Consider the following 17,341-nt stretch of genomic DNA (forward strand, 5'->3'; position numbering starts at 1 on the left):
TTTAGGTAAGCCTATGTATCTTTCTTTCCACGCACAAAAGAAAGACTAAATATATTAAAGTCCGCAGACTAAAACATCAAAACTGATATTAAAATTATATATAAATATTATATTTTTGTCAAGTTAGAATTATAACCATTATACTAACGGTGAGAACAATCTGCATACAGAATGTAAAGTTTTTTTCAAAAATCCGATATTTTTAAAATCCTTAAGCCTTGCCTCTTTGCAGCTTTCAATATCTTTAAGAAAAATATTTTTATTTTCCAAAGCAAAATCCTTATCATATATTACAGCGTTTATCTCATAATCAAGCTTAAAGCTTCTTATATCAAGATTTGTAGTTCCTATACTGCTTATTAAGTCATCACTTACAAAGGTTTTAGCGTGAATAAAGCCTTTGTGAAAATAAACCTTGACCCCTGCTTCAAGAAGCTCGTTTACATAAGAAAGAGTTACGTTGTATATCATTTTTTTGTCGGGAATACCGGGCAGCATTACTCTTATATCTACTCCGCTTTTGGCACAGATTATAATTGCATCCAGTAAGGTTTCGTCAGGGGCAAAATAAGGAGTCTGAATGTATATATAATTTTTGGCAGAGCAAATAATTTTAAAATAGCAATCTCTTATGTGCCCTCTTTGACTGTCAGGACCGCTGGAAATTATCTGAACGCCCATATTCCCTTGCTTTAAAGGCGGCGGAAAAAACTTGCTTATTTGCTCTTTTGAAAAGCTTTCGCCATTTTTTTTGAGCTGTTGAATGAAAATCCAATCGGTTAAAAACCGTAGCTGAACAGGGTTTACACAGCTTCCCGTCAATCTGACGGAGGTATCTCTCCAAGGGGTTATTTTGGGGTATTCTCCCAAATAATCATCGCCTATATTTATTCCGCCTGTGTATGCAATTTTACCGTCTATAACAACTATTTTTCTGTGCATACGGTAGTTGACCTGCACAAAGCTTTTAAAAAGGCTTGGCAAATGCCGGCAGACTAAAACTCCCGATTTTTCAAGACGTGAAAAGGTTTTTTTAAAAGCAGAGGAGGGAAGATTGCCCATACAGTCATATATAAATCGCACTTCAACTCCCTGAGAAGCTTTTTTGCAAAGAATATCTGATATTTTTATACCTATTTTATCATAAGGCTTAAAGATAAAATAAAGAATGTTTATGCTTTGCTTTGCCTCTTCCAGCTCCTTTAAAAGAAGGGGGTATTTTTGCTGTGCGTCTACTAAAAGCTGAGCGTTGTTATCATATGTTATTTTGCAAAGCGAATTGCAAAGATTAAGCCGTATAAGTGAATTTGTTGTGCTGTCGTAGCAAAATTCCTGACCGTCAAAATAATTTTCCGAAATACGCAGATAATTGCTTTCAAGCGATGGCTGTCGGAAGCGGCGGGATAAAAGGGAAATTTTCGAGGTACTGCCTATAAAAAAATAAAAAATAAATCCAACAACAGGAACAAACATTAAAAATAAAAGCCAGGAGAGAGAGGAAGCGGCGCTTTTTCTGTTTGTAAAAATAATAAAAAGCACTGCAAGAATATTTGCAGTATAAAGAATAAATAAAACAACCGTTGCCGCTTTCAAAAAAATCACCGCCAAAATATAGCATCTTAATATAATTTTGACATAAGGCAACGGTTTTATTCAAATCAATTCTGAAATAATGCTGTTGGAAACCCACATACCTTTTTCGGTGAGAATGAGACGATTTTTATTGATTTTAGCATATTTATTTTGGATAAGCCTTTTTATAAAGGACTGTTTGGAATTATCAAGCGCCGATATATCTATTCCGTCGCTTGTGCGCAGTCCTAACATAATATATTCGGATTTGATATCGGTATCTTCAGGGCAAATAATATTTGTACCGTTTATATACTCTTCAAGAGTTGAATTGCAAAAGAAACGTTTATTGTCAAAATATGAGTGGGCAGAGGGTCCAAAGCCGATATAAGAGGATAAATTCCAATATTTTTTATTGTGCTGACACTCAAAGCCGTCAAAACAAAAATTGGAGATTTCATAGTGCTTAAACTTGAAGTCCTTTAATTTTTGACAGGCAAGACTATACATTTCCCATTCAGCCTCTTCGTCTGCTAAAACAAGACTGTCTTTTGCTTCATATAGGGCTGTACCCTTTTCTATTTTAAGGGAATATAGGGAAAGGTGATTGATTTCACATTCAACAGCCTTTTCAACGGAATATAAAAGGGAGTCTTTTGTCTGGTTGGGAATGGCAAGCATAAGGTCTGCGCTTATGTTTTCAAAGCCTGCTTTTCTTGCATTTTTTAAAACCTTTTCTGCTTTAGAGGCATTGTGAATTCTTGACAGCATATTAAGCTCGTTTTCAACAAAGCTTTGAACTCCGAAGCTTATTCTGTTTATCCCTGCTTCTCTGTACATTTCAAGGTCTTTTTCATCAACTGTTTCGGGATTTGCTTCAAGGGTTATTTCGGCATTTTCAGAAACCTCGGTGCTTTTTTTTATGCTTTTTAAAATATCCTTTATGCCTGTCTTTAAAAGGCTGGGAGTACCGCCTCCGAAAAAGATAGTATCAACCTGTGTTTTGGTCTTAAAAAAGCCTTCAATATCCTTTTTTAAGGCATCAATATAAAACTCCCTTTTTGATAAATCGCAAAGGGAGTAAAAGCTACAATATGCACATTTTTTGCTGCAAAAGGGTATATGAACGTAAATACCCGTTTTTGAAGAAGCTTTATAACTAATCATCTAACTTAAGAACGGACATAAACGCCTCCTGAGGCACTTCAACAGAGCCTAACTGGCGCATACGTTTCTTTCCTTCCTTCTGTTTTTCAAGAAGCTTTTTCTTTCTTGTAATGTCACCGCCGTAGCATTTTGCAAGTACGTCCTTACGCATAGCCTTGACAGTTTCACGGGCGATAATTTTATTGCCTATTGCCGCCTGTACAGGAATTTCAAAGAGCTGACGAGGAATATTATCCTTTAGCTTTTCGGCAATTCTTCTTCCTCTTGCATAGGCTTTTTCAGAGTGAACTATAAAGGACAGAGCGTCCACGGCCTCGCCGTTTAACAGTATGTCAAGCTTTACAAGCTGTGATTCCTTGTATTCCGACATCTCGTAGTCAAAGGAAGCGTAGCCTCTTGTTCTTGATTTTAAAGCGTCAAAAAAGTCGTAAATAATTTCGTTGAGAGGTAAATCGTAATGCAGATTGACTCTGTCAACGTCAATATAAGTCATATTTTTGAAAATTCCACGTCTGTCCTGACAAAGCTCCATAATACTGCCAACATATTCGGAAGGGGTGATTATATCAGCTTTTACAAAGGGCTCATACGCTTTTTCAATATATACGGGAGAGGGAAAATCAACAGGATTGTAGATAAATTCCTCTTCACCGTTTGTACGTTTTATTTTATATATAACGCTGGGAGCAGTAGTTATAAGGTCAAGATTAAACTCTCTTTCAAGACGCTCCTGAATAATTTCCATATGAAGAAGTCCCAAAAAGCCGCAACGGAAACCAAAGCCCAAGGCAACAGAGGTTTCAGCTTCAAAGGAAAGGGAAGCATCGTTTAGCTTAAGCTTGTCCAAGGCTTCTCTCAAATCCTCATAATGAGAGCCGTCAGCAGGATAAATTCCGCAAAATACCATAGGTAAAACAGTTTTATAGCCGGGCAAAGCTTCTTGAGCAGGGTTTTCTACATTTGTTACAGTATCGCCTACTGCGGTGTCCTTAACGTTTTTAATGCTGGCAGTGAAATAGCCAACCTCACCTGCAGAAAGAACACCTGTAGAAGAAAGTCCCGAGGGCTTCAATACACCTGTTTCAACAACTTCAAATTCAGTGCCCTTTGCCATAAAGCGAACAGTATCGCCCTCTTTAAGACAGCCTTCAAAAACTCTGATATATACAATAACGCCCTTATAGCTGTCATAAAAGCTGTCAAAAACAAGTGCTTTTAGAGGTGCTTCGGGATTTCCTACGGGACAGGGTACAGCTTCGACAATTTTTTCAAGCACAGCTTCAATATTTGTACCCATTTTTGCAGAAATAAGAGGAGCATCCTCTGCAGGAATTCCTATAATATCTTCAATTTCCTTGATAACTCGCTGAGGGTCAGCCGCAGGCAAATCAATTTTATTTATAACAGGGACAATTTCAAGATTATGGTCTATGGCAAGATAAGTATTTGCAAGGGTCTGAGCCTCTATACCCTGTGCGGCATCTACAACCAATATAGCGCCCTCGCAGGCAGCTAAGGAACGGGAAACCTCGTAGTTAAAGTCCACGTGTCCGGGAGTGTCAATAAGATTGAGAGTATATTGCTTGCCGTCTTTAGCGTTGTAGTTTATTTTAACGGCACGTGCTTTTATTGTAATACCTCTTTCTCTTTCCAAATCCATATTGTCCAGAAGCTGTTCCTCCATATCTCTTTGAGATACAGTTTGGGTAAGCTCTAAAAGACGGTCAGCCAAGGTGGACTTACCGTGGTCTATATGGGCAATTATTGAAAAATTTCTTATAAGTGATAAATCGGACATCTTTGGATTTTTCCTTTCAGATACTATTTAAGTCTGATTTTATTTATTGCTTCAAATCCGTAAGCTTTAAGCTTTTCAAGGCCTTCGTCTATTTGCTTTTCCTTCATTTCGGAGGTTATAAAAGCAAAGTCGTTTTCAATTTGAATTGTCTTAGCATCGGGGAATATTTCCATTACCTTTTGTAAGCCTTCGGGGCAAATACGTACATACATACGCACGTTTTCCTCTTTGATATCTGACACAAAGCTGTTGTCACTATCCTGCCAGAAAAGCTCTTTGCGGGCGTTTACGTGCTTTACACAGTCAATCATATCGGCAACAACTGCGCTTGCAGTAGGAAGCTTGCCTGCGCCTCTTCCGTAAAACATAACGTCACCCACAGCGTTACCCTCTACCATAACGGCGTTGAAAACGTCGCTTACACAGGCAAGAGGACAGCTGTTTTCAATAAGCATAGGAGCAACTAAGATATAAAGAGTGTTATCAGAATGCATTTTTGCTTTGCCGATAAGCTTTATTACATAGCCTGCCTTTTGAGCAAGATTTACGTCATTGAGAGTTATTGAGGTGATACCCTCTGTATGCACGCTGTCGGGATAAACGTGCTTTGAAAAAGCAAGGGAAGCTAAAATACAGATTTTTCTGCAAGCATCGTGGCCTTCTATATCAGCAGCGGGATTTCTTTCGGCATAGCCTAAATCCTGCGCTTCCTTAAGCACATCCTCAAGGCTTCTGTTTTCATTTATCATTTTGGTAAGAATATAGTTGGTAGTTCCGTTTAAAATACCGCATATCTCAATAATTTTATTTGAAGCAAGACACTGATGAAGAGGGCGAAGCACGGGAATACCGCCGCCTACGGAAGCTTCAAAAAGGAAATTGACGTTTTTTTCCTTAGCAGTTTTAAGAAGCTCTGCGCCCTTGGCAGCAACTAATTCCTTATTTGAGGTTACTACGCTTTTACCTGCTTTAAGTAAAGCCATTACATAGTCAAAAGCGGGGGTAATTCCACCCATAACCTCAGCAACGACGCCTATTTCAGAGTCGTTTAAAATATCTTCGAAATTTTTTGTGAATTTATCCTTAAGAGGATCATTGTCAAAATCACGCAAATCTAAAATTTTTGAAATTTCAATAGGTTGGCCGATTTTTGATTCAATATGCTTTGCATTTGTTATAAGAACCTCGGCAACTCCGGAGCCTACAACTCCGTATCCCATTATTGCAGCTTTCAAGAAAAAACATCCCTTCAAATTAAATATCCTTTTTATTTTACTACAAATTCTTTCATTTGTAAATGATTTTTTAATTATAAGTATAAAATTATAGTTTAAGAAAAAAATAAAGCAATAGCAGGCAAATCAAAGAGTCGACAAAAGTTGACATTTGTCGAAAATTGTATTATTATAAAACTCATAAATGACTTAAAAGGTGAGTAAATGAAAAATTCTGATATGTTTGAAGAATTGTCAAATCAGCTCAGAGAGGCTTTGAGCGTTGTATTACCTACGGCAAATTTAGCTCAGAAGCTGAATCTTGAGGATAATGAGAGTAAGGAAAAGATTAAGGAATACATAAAAATAATTTCCAAATCCTCTTATAATATGCTCAGAACCATTGAAAATGCGGCTGATTTTAAAGCTATAGAAGAAAATAAACTGGAAATGGACTATGTTTCCTGCGATGTATCTGTTTTTTGCAGAGAGCTTATTGCAGAAATAAGAGAGAGCAATAAAAATAAAAAAGTATTTTTGAATTTTTCAGAGCCTTTAAATACAAAAATAAGCTTTATAGATGTAGAAAAAACAGAGAGAATAATTCTAAATATCATATCAAATTCCATATTGAATACAAAAGAAGGGGCAACAATAGATATTTCGCTGGAATATGAAAGCAGCTACTGGGTTTTAAAGGTCAGCGATAACGGAGCAGCTATTGATGAAGGCACTTCAAAAAAGATTTTTTCGGAAAATATAAGAAGAGATATAGAAAGCCCGAGATATTTTGGCGGAATAGGAATGGGACTTGCTATTGCTCATAATTTTGCAAGACTTCAGGACGGTGAACTGAAGGTGGATTTTGAGAATGAAAACGGTTGTAAATTTGTTCTTAAAATGCCGTATCTGCAAAATAAAAACAAATCTAAAGGCTTTAATAGAATTGTCCCCGAGTTTTGCGATTATAATTTTGAACAGAGAGTATTGGAAGAGCTGTCATACTTTGAACTATAATGGTTATAACGGATACGGTTTTTAAGCCGTATCCGTTAATTTACTTTTTGGAGAGCTTCTGTTTACTCATTGTCGGGAAATTTTATGATTTCTCTGCCTTTTTTTATTGCATAATTGAGCGCAATTTTTGTTCCGCTTTTGCGGGTAACAGGTGTATTTGCTTCATCATAGTATACAATACAAAACTTACTTTTTTCTATCATTTCATAGTTACGTTCAACATATGTGGCTTTTCCCGAACCGAGAATTTTCTCGGGATAATAGGTATCTTCGTAGCTCTCCAAAAGATAATTTCGGTAATCTTCGCTTATGTAAGGAAATTCAGCCCGCACATAAATTCGTTTTATGTGCGGGTATTTTTTCTTTATTTCTGTTACCAACTCAACACATAAAGAGTTAAAATTACTCTTACTGCCAAATAAAAATGTATCTACATTCTCCTCATTAATCAGTCTTTCAATACTTTCATATAAACCCTTTTTCAATTCTTTCGTTTCATTTATTGTTCTGTTACCAACGAAACAACAGGTATTATCTTGCTCTATTATAATATCCATAAATTATACCGCCTTTTAATAATACAGTATTTTTAATAGATATTATTATAGAATAAAACAGTTCGATAGTCAAGTTGTTACCCTTATAATAAGGGTATTACATTATTAAATAACAAGTGTATAAACCTTATAATAACGGTATATCATTTAATTATGAGGTGTAATGATGAAAAATAAAGATAAAAACAATCTTGCTATAGGGGAAAGAATTAAAGAAATAAGATTAAATAAAAATATAACTCAAGAAATATTGGCAGAAAAAGTGAATTTAGGAAGTGCTCAGCAAATAAGTGATATAGAAAGAGGCTTGTGCGGTTTATCTGTTGCAAAGCTTATGGAGTTTTGCAAAGCACTTGAAATAGATGCGGATTATTTATTGTTTGGAACGGCAACAAGAGATATGAAATGTTCTTTAAATAAATATCTTTCAAAAATGACATCCGAACAGTCCCGCTGTGTAGAAGAGCTTGTTTGCGCATATGCAAAATCCTGTGGGATTGATAAAGACTAAAATTTTTTGATATAAACAAAAAGAGAGAACAAAGCAAAAACTTGTTCTCTCTTGCATTATAAATCTTCTGTTTTGAAGGTAGTATAATTTTCGTAATAATAACTGTGGTCAATACCCTTCATAAACACTTCGCGGTCATTCGTTTTATCTGTTAAAGCGTTTTTAAGAATATGTTTTATTTCAATATCTTTAACGGGGCTGCGTTCCATAGCGAGTAAATAGTCATCTTTATCCACCAAACTCCAGTCGACAACTTTGCCGATTTCGTTTTTCAATATACAATCAAGCCAAATACGCATTGCTCTGCCATTTCCTTCACGAAACGGATGAGCGATATTCATTTCGACGTATTTTTCGACTATTTGTTCAAAAGTAGATTGAGGCATTTTATCAATATTTTGAAGCGCGACCTCTAAATACATAACAGGAGCAAAACGGAAATTTCCTTTTGCAATATTAACCGTGCGAATTTTGCCTGCAAAATCATAAATATTTTCAAATAAAGCCTTGTGAATGGCTATAAGGGACGACATTTTGCCCGATTCTAAATTATCAAGAACTCTATTTTCGAACAATTCCACCGCTTTCTTCTTGCTGATTTTCTCTTCTTCACGAGCAAGCTCGGCAGAATCTGTTATGCCAAGTTTATTTTCAAGCATCCCGTCACCTCTTTTTGCGATTTTACATTAATATTATACCACATAAAAATTAATATTACAATAAAAAAATCCGCTCGAATCTCTTCGGGCGGATAATTTGGTTTTATAAATCTAATGATTTAGATTATTTAATAGTAGTCTGAGCGACAACAAGTTTTTGTCATTGCAAAATTGACTTATACAGCCTCTTTTTTAATTCTTTCCTATATTCTCGTAATAGGGAATTCTGTCTTTTATTTTGGGGTATTTTGCAACAATTTTTTCACTGAACATATTGTCATCAATATCCTTGCTTGCCGCTTTTTCGTGGCCTATAAGCACCCAGGTAGCTGTGGAAAGATGAGCAAATTCAGGCTTTTCCAAAGCAGGACAGATAAAGGATTGGCGAGAGGTGTTTATATCTTCTCCGCTTATCTGGAAAAGGTCATACTTTTCGCAAAGCTTCATAACACGCTCAAGCTGAGCCATAGTGTTTCTTGAAGGCATATAGGTAACTGCCTTAAAGCCCAAATCACCCAGCATATCAAAAAGCTCATCAAGATATTCGTCTTCAAATTTCTGAGCCTTTTTATCTCCTGTTACGCTGTCGCCTACATCGCCCAAATAAGCGTATGCGGAAATAGCGCCGATGCTGTTTGCAAAGGCAATATAATCCTCAATAAAGGGACATTCGTCTACTGCATCAATGAAAAACTGAGATACAAAATTGCTTTTTAATACGCCTAATAAATCGTATATATAGTGGGGGTTTTTATCGTCTGATAAAAATCCTTCTATTTTCTCTGAAAGAGAAATATTGAGGGAGTTTTTAATAAAATCAACAACGGGAGCACCCTTAGTGCATTTTTCAATTATTTTGTTAGCTAATGCACAAAGAATATGGCGCTCTGTAATGCTTCCGTTTTCATAGCTTTGAGAAATGGGAGCAATATCCTTGTCAAAATCAATGGAAAGTCCGTAAGGGGCAACAATTTCATTGATTTTTTTGGTCATTTCTCTGTTTCTCATATTTCTTTTATCACGGTAAGGCTTTAAAAATTCCTCGCATTTGTCAATCATCTGATGAGGAATACCGTGTATTGCCACATAGGAAACGCCTTTCTGGTCGGGGTTGTTTGTTCTTATTCCTGCAAGAGAGGTGTGGTCCATTCTTACTCTGCATTCAAAGCCGCAGGTAACCGCCATTGAAGCAATTTCACCCGCTTCAATAAATTCCTTACAGCCGCTTACAGAGTCGTGGTCCATTATTCCCGCTGTTATAAGTCCTGCTTTACGCGCAAAATAAAGGGCAGCAGTAGGGGAATAGGGAGAAAAAGAATAAATTGTGTGAATATGGTTGTTTACATATGCACCTGTCTGAGGCTTGTCTATTTTTCCCTCGTTTTCAAGAGCAATAAGCTCTCTTAAAGCATCAAGACGTTCTTCCTTTGTTTTTGCATTTAATTTTTGTTCAAGTGCTGATATATCGATTTGCATTATAAATCGTAACTCCTTTAGGATTAATCTTATCACATTAAATTCGGGCTGTAAAAAAACGAGAGTTTTTTTACAGCCTGTTTTTTAGGGGATAGGAAAAATCAAGCAGAATCTGTCAATTTCGCGACAACAAAGATTTGTTGTAGGTTACCTGTACAGAGGTACTCTGAGGGCAAAATTGACAGATAGCATAAAACATATATTTATTAAAAAATTATATAAAAATGTTTTTCCGTTATTTTTTGTTCTTTCTTTTCTTGTTTTATGCGTTCTTCGCTTTTTTTACATTCCTAATTTAACATTATTTGTCCGCCTGTTACGGGTATAGCCTGTCCTGTTTCATAATCCTGTTCAACGGCATAGAAGATAGCTCTTGCAACGTCAATTGTTTCACAGCCTCTGTTCATAGGAACTTTAGCTTCGTAGAACTTCTTTACGTCCTCAACAGTTTTTGCACCGGGAACCTTGCCTGCTTTAAGATACTGAACGAAAAGTCCTTTTTCGGGGTCCATCCACAAAGGTCCGCCCAAGAAGTTTCCGGGGCATATGCTGTTTACCTTAATTCTGTCCTCAACAAGCTCAAGAGCAAAGGACTCTGTAAGACCGATACCGCCGAATTTGCTTCCTGCATAAGCAAAGTTTCTCTTGCTTCCTTCAAGACCTGATTTAGAGTTTACTTGAATAATGTCAGTCCACTCATCTGTGAAACGGTTTTGAATTTTCATAATTTTTGCAGCATATTTTGTGCAAAGGAAATATGCAGTATAGTTTACCTTTGTAACAAGCTCAAAGGCGTTAAGCTGCATTTCCTCTAAACCGCCTGCCTTAACAATACCTGCGTTGTTAACAAAAACATCTAAGCCACCGTATGCAAGTGTCATATCGTAAATCATTTGCTTAACGTTTTCTTCGTCGCCTACATTAACTGTAAGACCTATTGCAGTACCTTTTCCGAACTCCTTGTTAAGCTCTTCTGCAACAGCTTTTGCACCGTCGCCGTTAAGGTCAGCAATAGCAAGATATGAGCCCTCTTTTGCCATTTCCTTAGCAATACCTAAGCCAAAGCCCTGAGCGCTTCCTGTTACTATTGAAATTTTGCCTCTGAGACGGTTGCCGTTTCCTGAGGTTGCAGATACGCTTCTTCTGTATCTTTCAACCTCCCAGTTGTTTATAGCGTATATAAGCTCATCCTTCATAGGCTTTCCGCCGCCGAAGCTTTCAGCATAAACGCTTACTTCGATTGCATTGAGGAAAAGAGATGCTGCAATATCAGCATTTTTCTTGTCATTTCCGCAAGCAAAGAAGCCTACGTTTTTAAGACCGATAATTTTGGGAAGCTTGTTATTTTCAGCCTTGTATTCTTTGATTTTTTCTTCAAGCTCTGTATAAAAGCTTTCAATTCCGGAAGCTTCAATAAAGAGAGCCTTATCGTTACAGTAAACCATATGGTCGGGGGAGAAGGAGGGAGTTGCTTTTTCAAAATTCTCACGGCTTGCTACAACGTTCATAACCTCTTTGTTTGTAACAAAGGTAGCAACCTTTCCTTCAGCCGCTAAAATACGAACTGCAGGAATAGCGCAAACAGCGAATTCCTTATCGTATTCAACCTCTGAAAAATCGGGGTTTCTTACTATTTTCTTATCAAAAGCAGCATCCATTTGTTCAACAGCGGCATCAATTTCTTCAATGCTGTTACCGCCGATGAATACACCGTGATTTTCAAGGAAAATATAGGTGGGAAGCTTGCCGTGCTCTTTTTCATAGCTTTCCATTTTATCCTTTACATCTTTTGCAAGAATGTATCCGGGCATAATCTGACCGACTGTTATGGAATTGTTGGGGAAAAGCTGAGAAACTGCCTGAACATAGCTTTTTGAACAGGTAAGACCGTTTCCCTTTGAAGGATGTACGTGAAGAATAAAGGTAAAGGGTAAAACATTGTGAAGAAGAGCTTCAACGCTGGGGCGTTTGTTTTCCTCTCCGATGCAACGAGCCGCCATCATATCTCTCAGAACCTCAGCCTCACGGGTGTCGGGATCTGAAGAATAGGTGGAGCTGAATATATTATTCAAGCGTGCTCTGTCCATTTTAACAAAGCCGCTCTCGGTGATTTCCGCAAGGGAAACACCGGAGCCTTTAACATACATAACCTCGTTGTCCTTATAAGATGTGTTTCCGCCGCCTGCAAGAACATATGCAGGGTTGGAACCGTATCTGTTGGACATTTCTTTTAGTAATTGCAAACTCATTTTTAAAACTCCTTAGTTATCTTTTTAAAAGAACATCTTTTTCGTAATCTTTAACATCATCAAGCCAATCAAGACCTACGCCTGCATTATTCTTTTCGCAGTAATAATCCCATACAAGAGAGAAGGGCGTATTTCTGAATTCCTGAGTGTATGCAAGTCTTGAGCTGTTGTCGCCGTTTGCTTCAAGCTCCTTCATTTTTTCAACGGGCTGTAAAAGTGCGCTTAAAATAGCCTTCTTAGTATTTCTGAGGCCTGAAATCCAAGCAACAAGACGGTTGATTGAAGCATCGAAGAAGTCGGTTGCAATATAGGTTTTGTCAAGCTTGCCCATTCTTACAAGCTCTTCCATAATTGCTTTTGTTTCGTCATCGCAAGCAACAACGTGGTCGCTGTCCCAACGTACAGGACGGGAAACGTGAAGCAATACAGAATCGCAGAAAGCAAAAACGCTGCCCAATTTTGCAGAAACAACCTCTGTGGGATGATAGTGGCCTGTGTCAAGAGTTAAAATGATATGGTCAATATTCTTTTTAGCAACATAGCCCATACAAAATTCGTGAGAGCCTACAGTATAGCTTTCAAGACCGATACCGAAAACCTTTGACTCAATACCGTCAATAACGCCTTCAACATCTTTTGTAGCTTCAAAAATTTTATCGTAGCTGTCCTTAAGACGAAGTCTGGGAGAAAGAGTGTCAACAGGGAACTCTTTATCTCCGTCGGGAGTCCAGTGGTTTATAACGCAGGGCTTACCTGTTTTCTTATAGAAATATTCGCCTATCTTACGGCAACGGATACCGTGCTCAATCCAGAATGCGCGGATATCTTCATCTGCATTGGAAAGAGTTCCTTTGTCAGACTTGGGATGTGAGAAGTATGTGGGGTTAAAGTCAAGTCCTAAATCGTTCTTTACTGCCCAATCTACCCATTTGTCAAAGTGCTTAGGCTCGATTTCGTTTCTGTCAACAAAGGTGTCTGCTTCCTGATAGTTTGCGTGAATATTTATTTTTTTAGCGCCGGGAATATATTTCATAGCAAATTCAAGGTCACTTCTGAGCTCATCGCCGTTTCTTGCTTTTCCGGGATAGTTACCTGTTACCTGAATACCTCCGGAAAGACCTTCGTCTGCCTTTTTTTCTGTTCCTGATACGTCATCGCCCTGCCAACAATGAATTGACACAGGAGTTTTGTCAAGAATTTCAAGTGCCTTATCAACATCTATGCCGTATCTTGCGTAAATTTCTTTTGCGGCTTCATAGCCTTTTAGTGTTTTCATTTCTCTTCCTCCGTTTATTTGATATTATTAAATAATATTATTTTCTTCATAAAAAAGCATAATATTATATGTTTTTTCTTAAAATTGACTTAGGTGCCGCAGGAGCGTTCTTTGCAGGATGGTATTCGTGAACAACGTCCATAAGACAGGCAACACAGCCTAAAAAATTATTTTGAGCTACTATATTTGAAAGCATTGACATTTTATCTTCAAAGTCTTCGCTTGTGCCGTGTATCTTCAAAATAAATATTTTTTCATTTGACGTTTTTGAATGCATTTCATCGTCAAAGCTCAGTTCTTCAAACATTTTTTCACCGGGACGAAGACCAGTAAAGTCAATTTTTATATCCTTATAAGGTCTTAGACCTGAAAGTCTTATCATATTTTCTGCAAGAGTCAGAATTTTTATGGGACTGCCCATATCAAGCACGAAAATTTCTCCGCCTTCAGCCATAGCACCCGCCTGTAAAACAAGAGAAACAGCTTCGGGAATAGTCATAAAATAACGCTGTATATCAGGGTGGGTAACAGTTACGGGACCTCCTTTTTCGATTTGACTCATAAAGGTAGGAATAACGCTTCCGTTACTGCCCAAAACATTTCCGAAACGTACGGCAGAAAAATCTGTTATATCGGATTTTGAATTCATTTCCTGAATAACCATTTCGGCTATTCTCTTTGTACAGCCCATTACGTTTGTAGGATTAACAGCCTTGTCTGTGGAAATGAGAACAAATTTTGATACCTCATATTTTATAGCGGCTTCACAAAGCTTATACGTACCAAAAACGTTGTTTTTAATAGCTTCTACAGGGTTGATTTCCATAAGAGGAACGTGCTTGTGCGCTGCTGCGTGGAAAACAACGTTGGGACGGAAGGTAGAAAAAACATCTTCCAATCTGCCTACATCTCTTATAGAGCCTAAGAGCATTTTGAAATTTGCATTGGGAAAGCTTTGTTTAAGCTCTGCATCTAAATAGAAAAGACCGTTTTCGTTTACGTCCATTACATAAAGCTTAGCGCATTTATATTTCAGTACCTGACGGCAGATTTCAGAGCCTATAGAGCCCGCACCGCCTGTTACAAGAACGATTTTTCCGGTTATGTATTCTTTAACTATATTGTCCTCCATAACCGAAGGCTCTCTGCCAAGCAAATCTTCAATTCTGAGATTTTGGAAATTGGGCTTTCCGTAATTTTCACTGTATTCTTCAATGCTTAAAATTGTTTCCAAGGAGCAGTTGTTATCTGAACAAATTTCAAGAAGTGTAAAAAGAGTATCGCTGTCAAAGTCGTTTTTACGCACAATGACTTTTTCTACGTCTTTTTGAGAAACAGCCTGCTTAATACCTTCAATACCGTAGCCTGCAACAGGAAAAGTACCTATTGATTTTAATACTAAAGATTGTTTTTCGGAAGGGATAAGAATAATTTTATAATCTTTAAAATCTCCGCCTGAATATATGTTTTCAGCTAAAAGACGGATATTTTCGGGAGAGGCAAAAAGTACTATTTTTTTATAGCTTTTATTTTTCACTAAATTGGAAAAGGAAAAAAGTGTGTTAAATATTCTTTCTATAAAGCGTATAAGACTCATAAGGAAAAACTGAAGCATACATACCGTTATAACAAAGAAAATATTTATCTCTATTTTATTAACGGGCGAAACCCAATTAAAAATAAAGCTTAGTATATAGAGCAGGGTACAGGAAACAAGGCAGGAAAAGGAAAGGCGGATAAGCTCCACTATACCTGCGTTTTTCCAGCTTCTCTCATAACAGTCAAATAGAATATTTGAAACAAGCGAAATAACAGAGAGAGAAAGGAAACAAACTATTACATCCGTATAATTCATATCCCTGAAAAAGTCTAAACCAAGCTGTGTGACATAAGAAAAGAGTATGCTTATTCCGACAATTATAACATCGGCTGCCAAAAGTAAAGAAATTCTTAAAAAACGTTTCAAAACTCAAGCCCCTTTCCGAAAAAATCAGTTATTTTTTTTGGTAACGCTGTTTTTCATTCTAAGTCCGTGGTCAAGTATTCTTTTGCGTATTCTCAAGGATTTGGGAGTAACCTCTAAAAGCTCGTCTGATTCAAGAAATTCCAAGGATTCTTCAAGACTAAGAATTTGCGGAGGTATAAGTCTTAGTGCGTCGTCGCTTCCTGAGGCTCTTGTGTTGGTAATGTGCTTTTTCTTGCATACGTTTACCGATAGGTCTGTGCCCTTGGGGTTTGTACCTACAACCATTCCTGCGTAAACATTTACACCTGCACCGATAAACAGACGGCCTCTTTCCTGAGCATTGAAAAGACCGTAGGTAACACTTTCACCTGTTTCAAAAGCAACCAATGAGCCCAATGAACGAGTGGGAATTTCTCCCGCATAAGGCTGATAGGAATGGAAAACGGAGTTTATAATTCCTTCACCTCTTGTATCTGTCATAAATTCACTTCTGTAGCCGAAAAGACCTCTGGCGGGTATTAAAAATTCAAGGCGCACACGGCTTCCCTGAGGAGTCATATGCTGAAGCTGAGCTTTTCTTAAGCCCATTTTTTCCATAACTGCACCCACTGTACTGTCGGGAACGTCGATAAGAAGCTTTTCTACAGGCTCACACTCAACACCGTCAATGGTTTTATACATAACACGGGGGTTTGATACCTGAAACTCGTAGCCCTCACGGCGCATATTTTCAATAAGAATAGAAAGATGCATTTCTCCACGTCCGCAAACTCTGAATGCCTCCGAGGTTTCAGTTTCGGAAACACGTAAGGAAACGTCTTTTAACAGCTCCTTGAAAAGTCTGTCACGCAAATGACGGGATGTTACAAATTTCCCCTCTCTTCCCGCAAAAGGACTGTCGTTTACACAAAAAGTCATTTCAACTGTAGGCTCGGAAATTTTAACAAAGCTTACTGCTTCGGGGGTTGATACATCGCAGACAGTATCACCGATAGAAATGTTTTCAATGCCGGAAACACATACAATGTCGCCTATCTGAGCTTCGGTAACGGGAGTTTTTGAAAGAGCATCAAACTGATAAATATTTGAAATTTTACCTCTGAAGCTGCTGTCGGTATGATAGTTTACAACACAAACATCTTGGTTTTGCTTTATTTTTCCTCTTTCAATTCTGCCTACGGCAATTCTTCCTACATATTCGTTGTAGTCGATAGAGGAAACAAGCATTTGCAAAGGACCGTTTTCGTCACCCTCGGGAGCATCAAAATAGTTGACAATCATATCTAAAAGAGGAAGCAGGTCGCCTTCAGAAACGTCGGGAGAAAGGGAAGCGACTCCTTTTCTTGCCGAAGCGTATACAATGGGGCTGTCAAGCTGAGAGTCTGTAGCTTCCAAATCCATAAGAAGCTCAAGAACTTCGTCTCCAACCTCTTTAAGACGGGCGTCGGGACGGTCAATTTTATTTATTACAATAATAACCTTGTGGCCCATTTCAAGAGCCTTTTGCAAAACGAAACGGGTTTGAGGCATAGGACCTTCAAAGGCATCAACCAAAAGCAAAACTCCGTTTACCATTTTTAAAACACGTTCAACCTCGCCGCCGAAATCTGCGTGTCCGGGAGTGTCGATAACGTTGATTTTCATATCCTTGTAATGTATCGCTGTGTTTTTTGCAAGGATAGTTATTCCACGCTCACGCTCAATGTCGTTACTGTCCATAACTCTGTCAGCCACAACCTGATTTTCTCTGAAAACGCCCGCTTGCTTGAGCATTTCGTCTACAAGGGTTGTTTTACCGTGGTCAACGTGAGCAATAATTGCTATATTTCTAAGGTCTGTTCTAATCAAGAGTGTTTTCTCCTTTTTTGCAACTTATTCT

The 17,341-nt window shown here is 37.8% G+C and carries 13 protein-coding genes; 2 read left to right on the forward strand and 11 right to left on the reverse strand.

What is annotated here, in order from left to right; all coding sequences use genetic code 11:
• Nucleotides 1-138: 138 nt before the first annotated feature.
• The 4 genes from cls to E7480_05465 are packed head-to-tail and all read right to left on the reverse strand — an operon-like array spanning nucleotide 139 to nucleotide 5,757.
• Nucleotides 139-1,653 (reverse strand): cardiolipin synthase, encoded by a 1,515-nt coding sequence (gene cls / locus E7480_05450; GenBank protein ID MBE6904035.1) that lies wholly within the window; start codon nucleotides 1,651-1,653, stop codon nucleotides 139-141.
• Nucleotides 1,654-2,739 carry a radical SAM family heme chaperone HemW gene (hemW, locus tag E7480_05455; GenBank protein MBE6904036.1) on the reverse strand — a complete coding sequence of 362 codons (1,086 nt, stop codon included), beginning with the start codon at nucleotides 2,737-2,739 and terminating at the stop codon, nucleotides 1,654-1,656.
• On the reverse strand, nucleotides 2,732-4,537 hold the full coding sequence (lepA, locus tag E7480_05460) for an elongation factor 4 (GenBank protein MBE6904037.1): 1,806 nt from the start codon (nucleotides 4,535-4,537) through the stop codon (nucleotides 2,732-2,734). Before lepA ends, hemW begins: the two co-directional genes overlap by 8 nt.
• Before the next feature lie 23 nt (nucleotides 4,538-4,560).
• Nucleotides 4,561-5,757: a homoserine dehydrogenase gene (locus E7480_05465; GenBank protein MBE6904038.1), complete on the reverse strand. Its 1,197-nt coding sequence runs from the start codon at nucleotides 5,755-5,757 to the stop codon at nucleotides 4,561-4,563.
• A 219-nt stretch (nucleotides 5,758-5,976) separates the two neighbouring features.
• On the opposite strand from E7480_05465, the gene E7480_05470 reads away from it, so the two are divergent.
• The gene (locus E7480_05470; GenBank protein MBE6904039.1) at nucleotides 5,977-6,768 is read left to right on the forward strand and encodes a HAMP domain-containing histidine kinase; all 792 of its coding nucleotides are present in this window, start codon (nucleotides 5,977-5,979) and stop codon (nucleotides 6,766-6,768) included.
• Nucleotides 6,769-6,830: 62 nt separating this feature from the next.
• Here E7480_05470 and E7480_05475 read toward each other — a convergent pair whose 3' ends face one another.
• Nucleotides 6,831-7,325 carry a DUF1273 domain-containing protein gene (locus E7480_05475; protein MBE6904040.1) on the reverse strand — a complete coding sequence of 165 codons (495 nt, stop codon included), beginning with the start codon at nucleotides 7,323-7,325 and terminating at the stop codon, nucleotides 6,831-6,833.
• A 163-nt stretch (nucleotides 7,326-7,488) separates the two neighbouring features.
• On the opposite strand from E7480_05475, the gene E7480_05480 reads away from it, so the two are divergent.
• Nucleotides 7,489-7,836 (forward strand): helix-turn-helix transcriptional regulator, encoded by a 348-nt coding sequence (locus E7480_05480; GenBank protein ID MBE6904041.1) that lies wholly within the window; start codon nucleotides 7,489-7,491, stop codon nucleotides 7,834-7,836.
• 56 nt (nucleotides 7,837-7,892) lie between these two features.
• Here the strand turns inward: E7480_05480 and E7480_05485 are convergent, their stop codons facing one another.
• The 6 genes from E7480_05485 to typA all read right to left on the reverse strand — a co-directional run bounded on the left by E7480_05485 (nucleotide 7,893) and on the right by typA (nucleotide 17,310).
• Nucleotides 7,893-8,495: a cell filamentation protein Fic gene (locus tag E7480_05485; protein MBE6904042.1), complete on the reverse strand. Its 603-nt coding sequence runs from the start codon at nucleotides 8,493-8,495 to the stop codon at nucleotides 7,893-7,895.
• A gap of 192 nt (nucleotides 8,496-8,687) precedes the next feature.
• Complete coding sequence (locus E7480_05490; GenBank protein MBE6904043.1) at nucleotides 8,688-9,971, reverse strand: PHP domain-containing protein; 1,284 nt, start codon at nucleotides 9,969-9,971, stop codon at nucleotides 8,688-8,690.
• Nucleotides 9,972-10,261: 290 nt separating this feature from the next.
• Nucleotides 10,262-12,220 (reverse strand): SDR family NAD(P)-dependent oxidoreductase, encoded by a 1,959-nt coding sequence (locus E7480_05495; protein ID MBE6904044.1) that lies wholly within the window; start codon nucleotides 12,218-12,220, stop codon nucleotides 10,262-10,264.
• Between the two features lie 16 nt (nucleotides 12,221-12,236).
• Nucleotides 12,237-13,496 carry an L-rhamnose isomerase gene (locus E7480_05500; protein MBE6904045.1) on the reverse strand — a complete coding sequence of 420 codons (1,260 nt, stop codon included), beginning with the start codon at nucleotides 13,494-13,496 and terminating at the stop codon, nucleotides 12,237-12,239.
• 64 nt (nucleotides 13,497-13,560) lie between these two features.
• A complete protein-coding gene (locus E7480_05505) occupies nucleotides 13,561-15,351 on the reverse strand; it encodes a polysaccharide biosynthesis protein (GenBank protein MBE6904046.1) in 1,791 nt (596 codons plus the stop codon).
• A 135-nt stretch (nucleotides 15,352-15,486) separates the two neighbouring features.
• Nucleotides 15,487-17,310: a translational GTPase TypA gene (typA, locus tag E7480_05510; protein MBE6904047.1), complete on the reverse strand. Its 1,824-nt coding sequence runs from the start codon at nucleotides 17,308-17,310 to the stop codon at nucleotides 15,487-15,489.
• Nucleotides 17,311-17,341: the final 31 nt, after the last annotated feature.

It is taken from the genome of Oscillospiraceae bacterium, from assembly GCA_015067255.1.
Taxonomy (GTDB): domain Bacteria; phylum Bacillota; class Clostridia; order Oscillospirales; family SIG519; genus SIG519.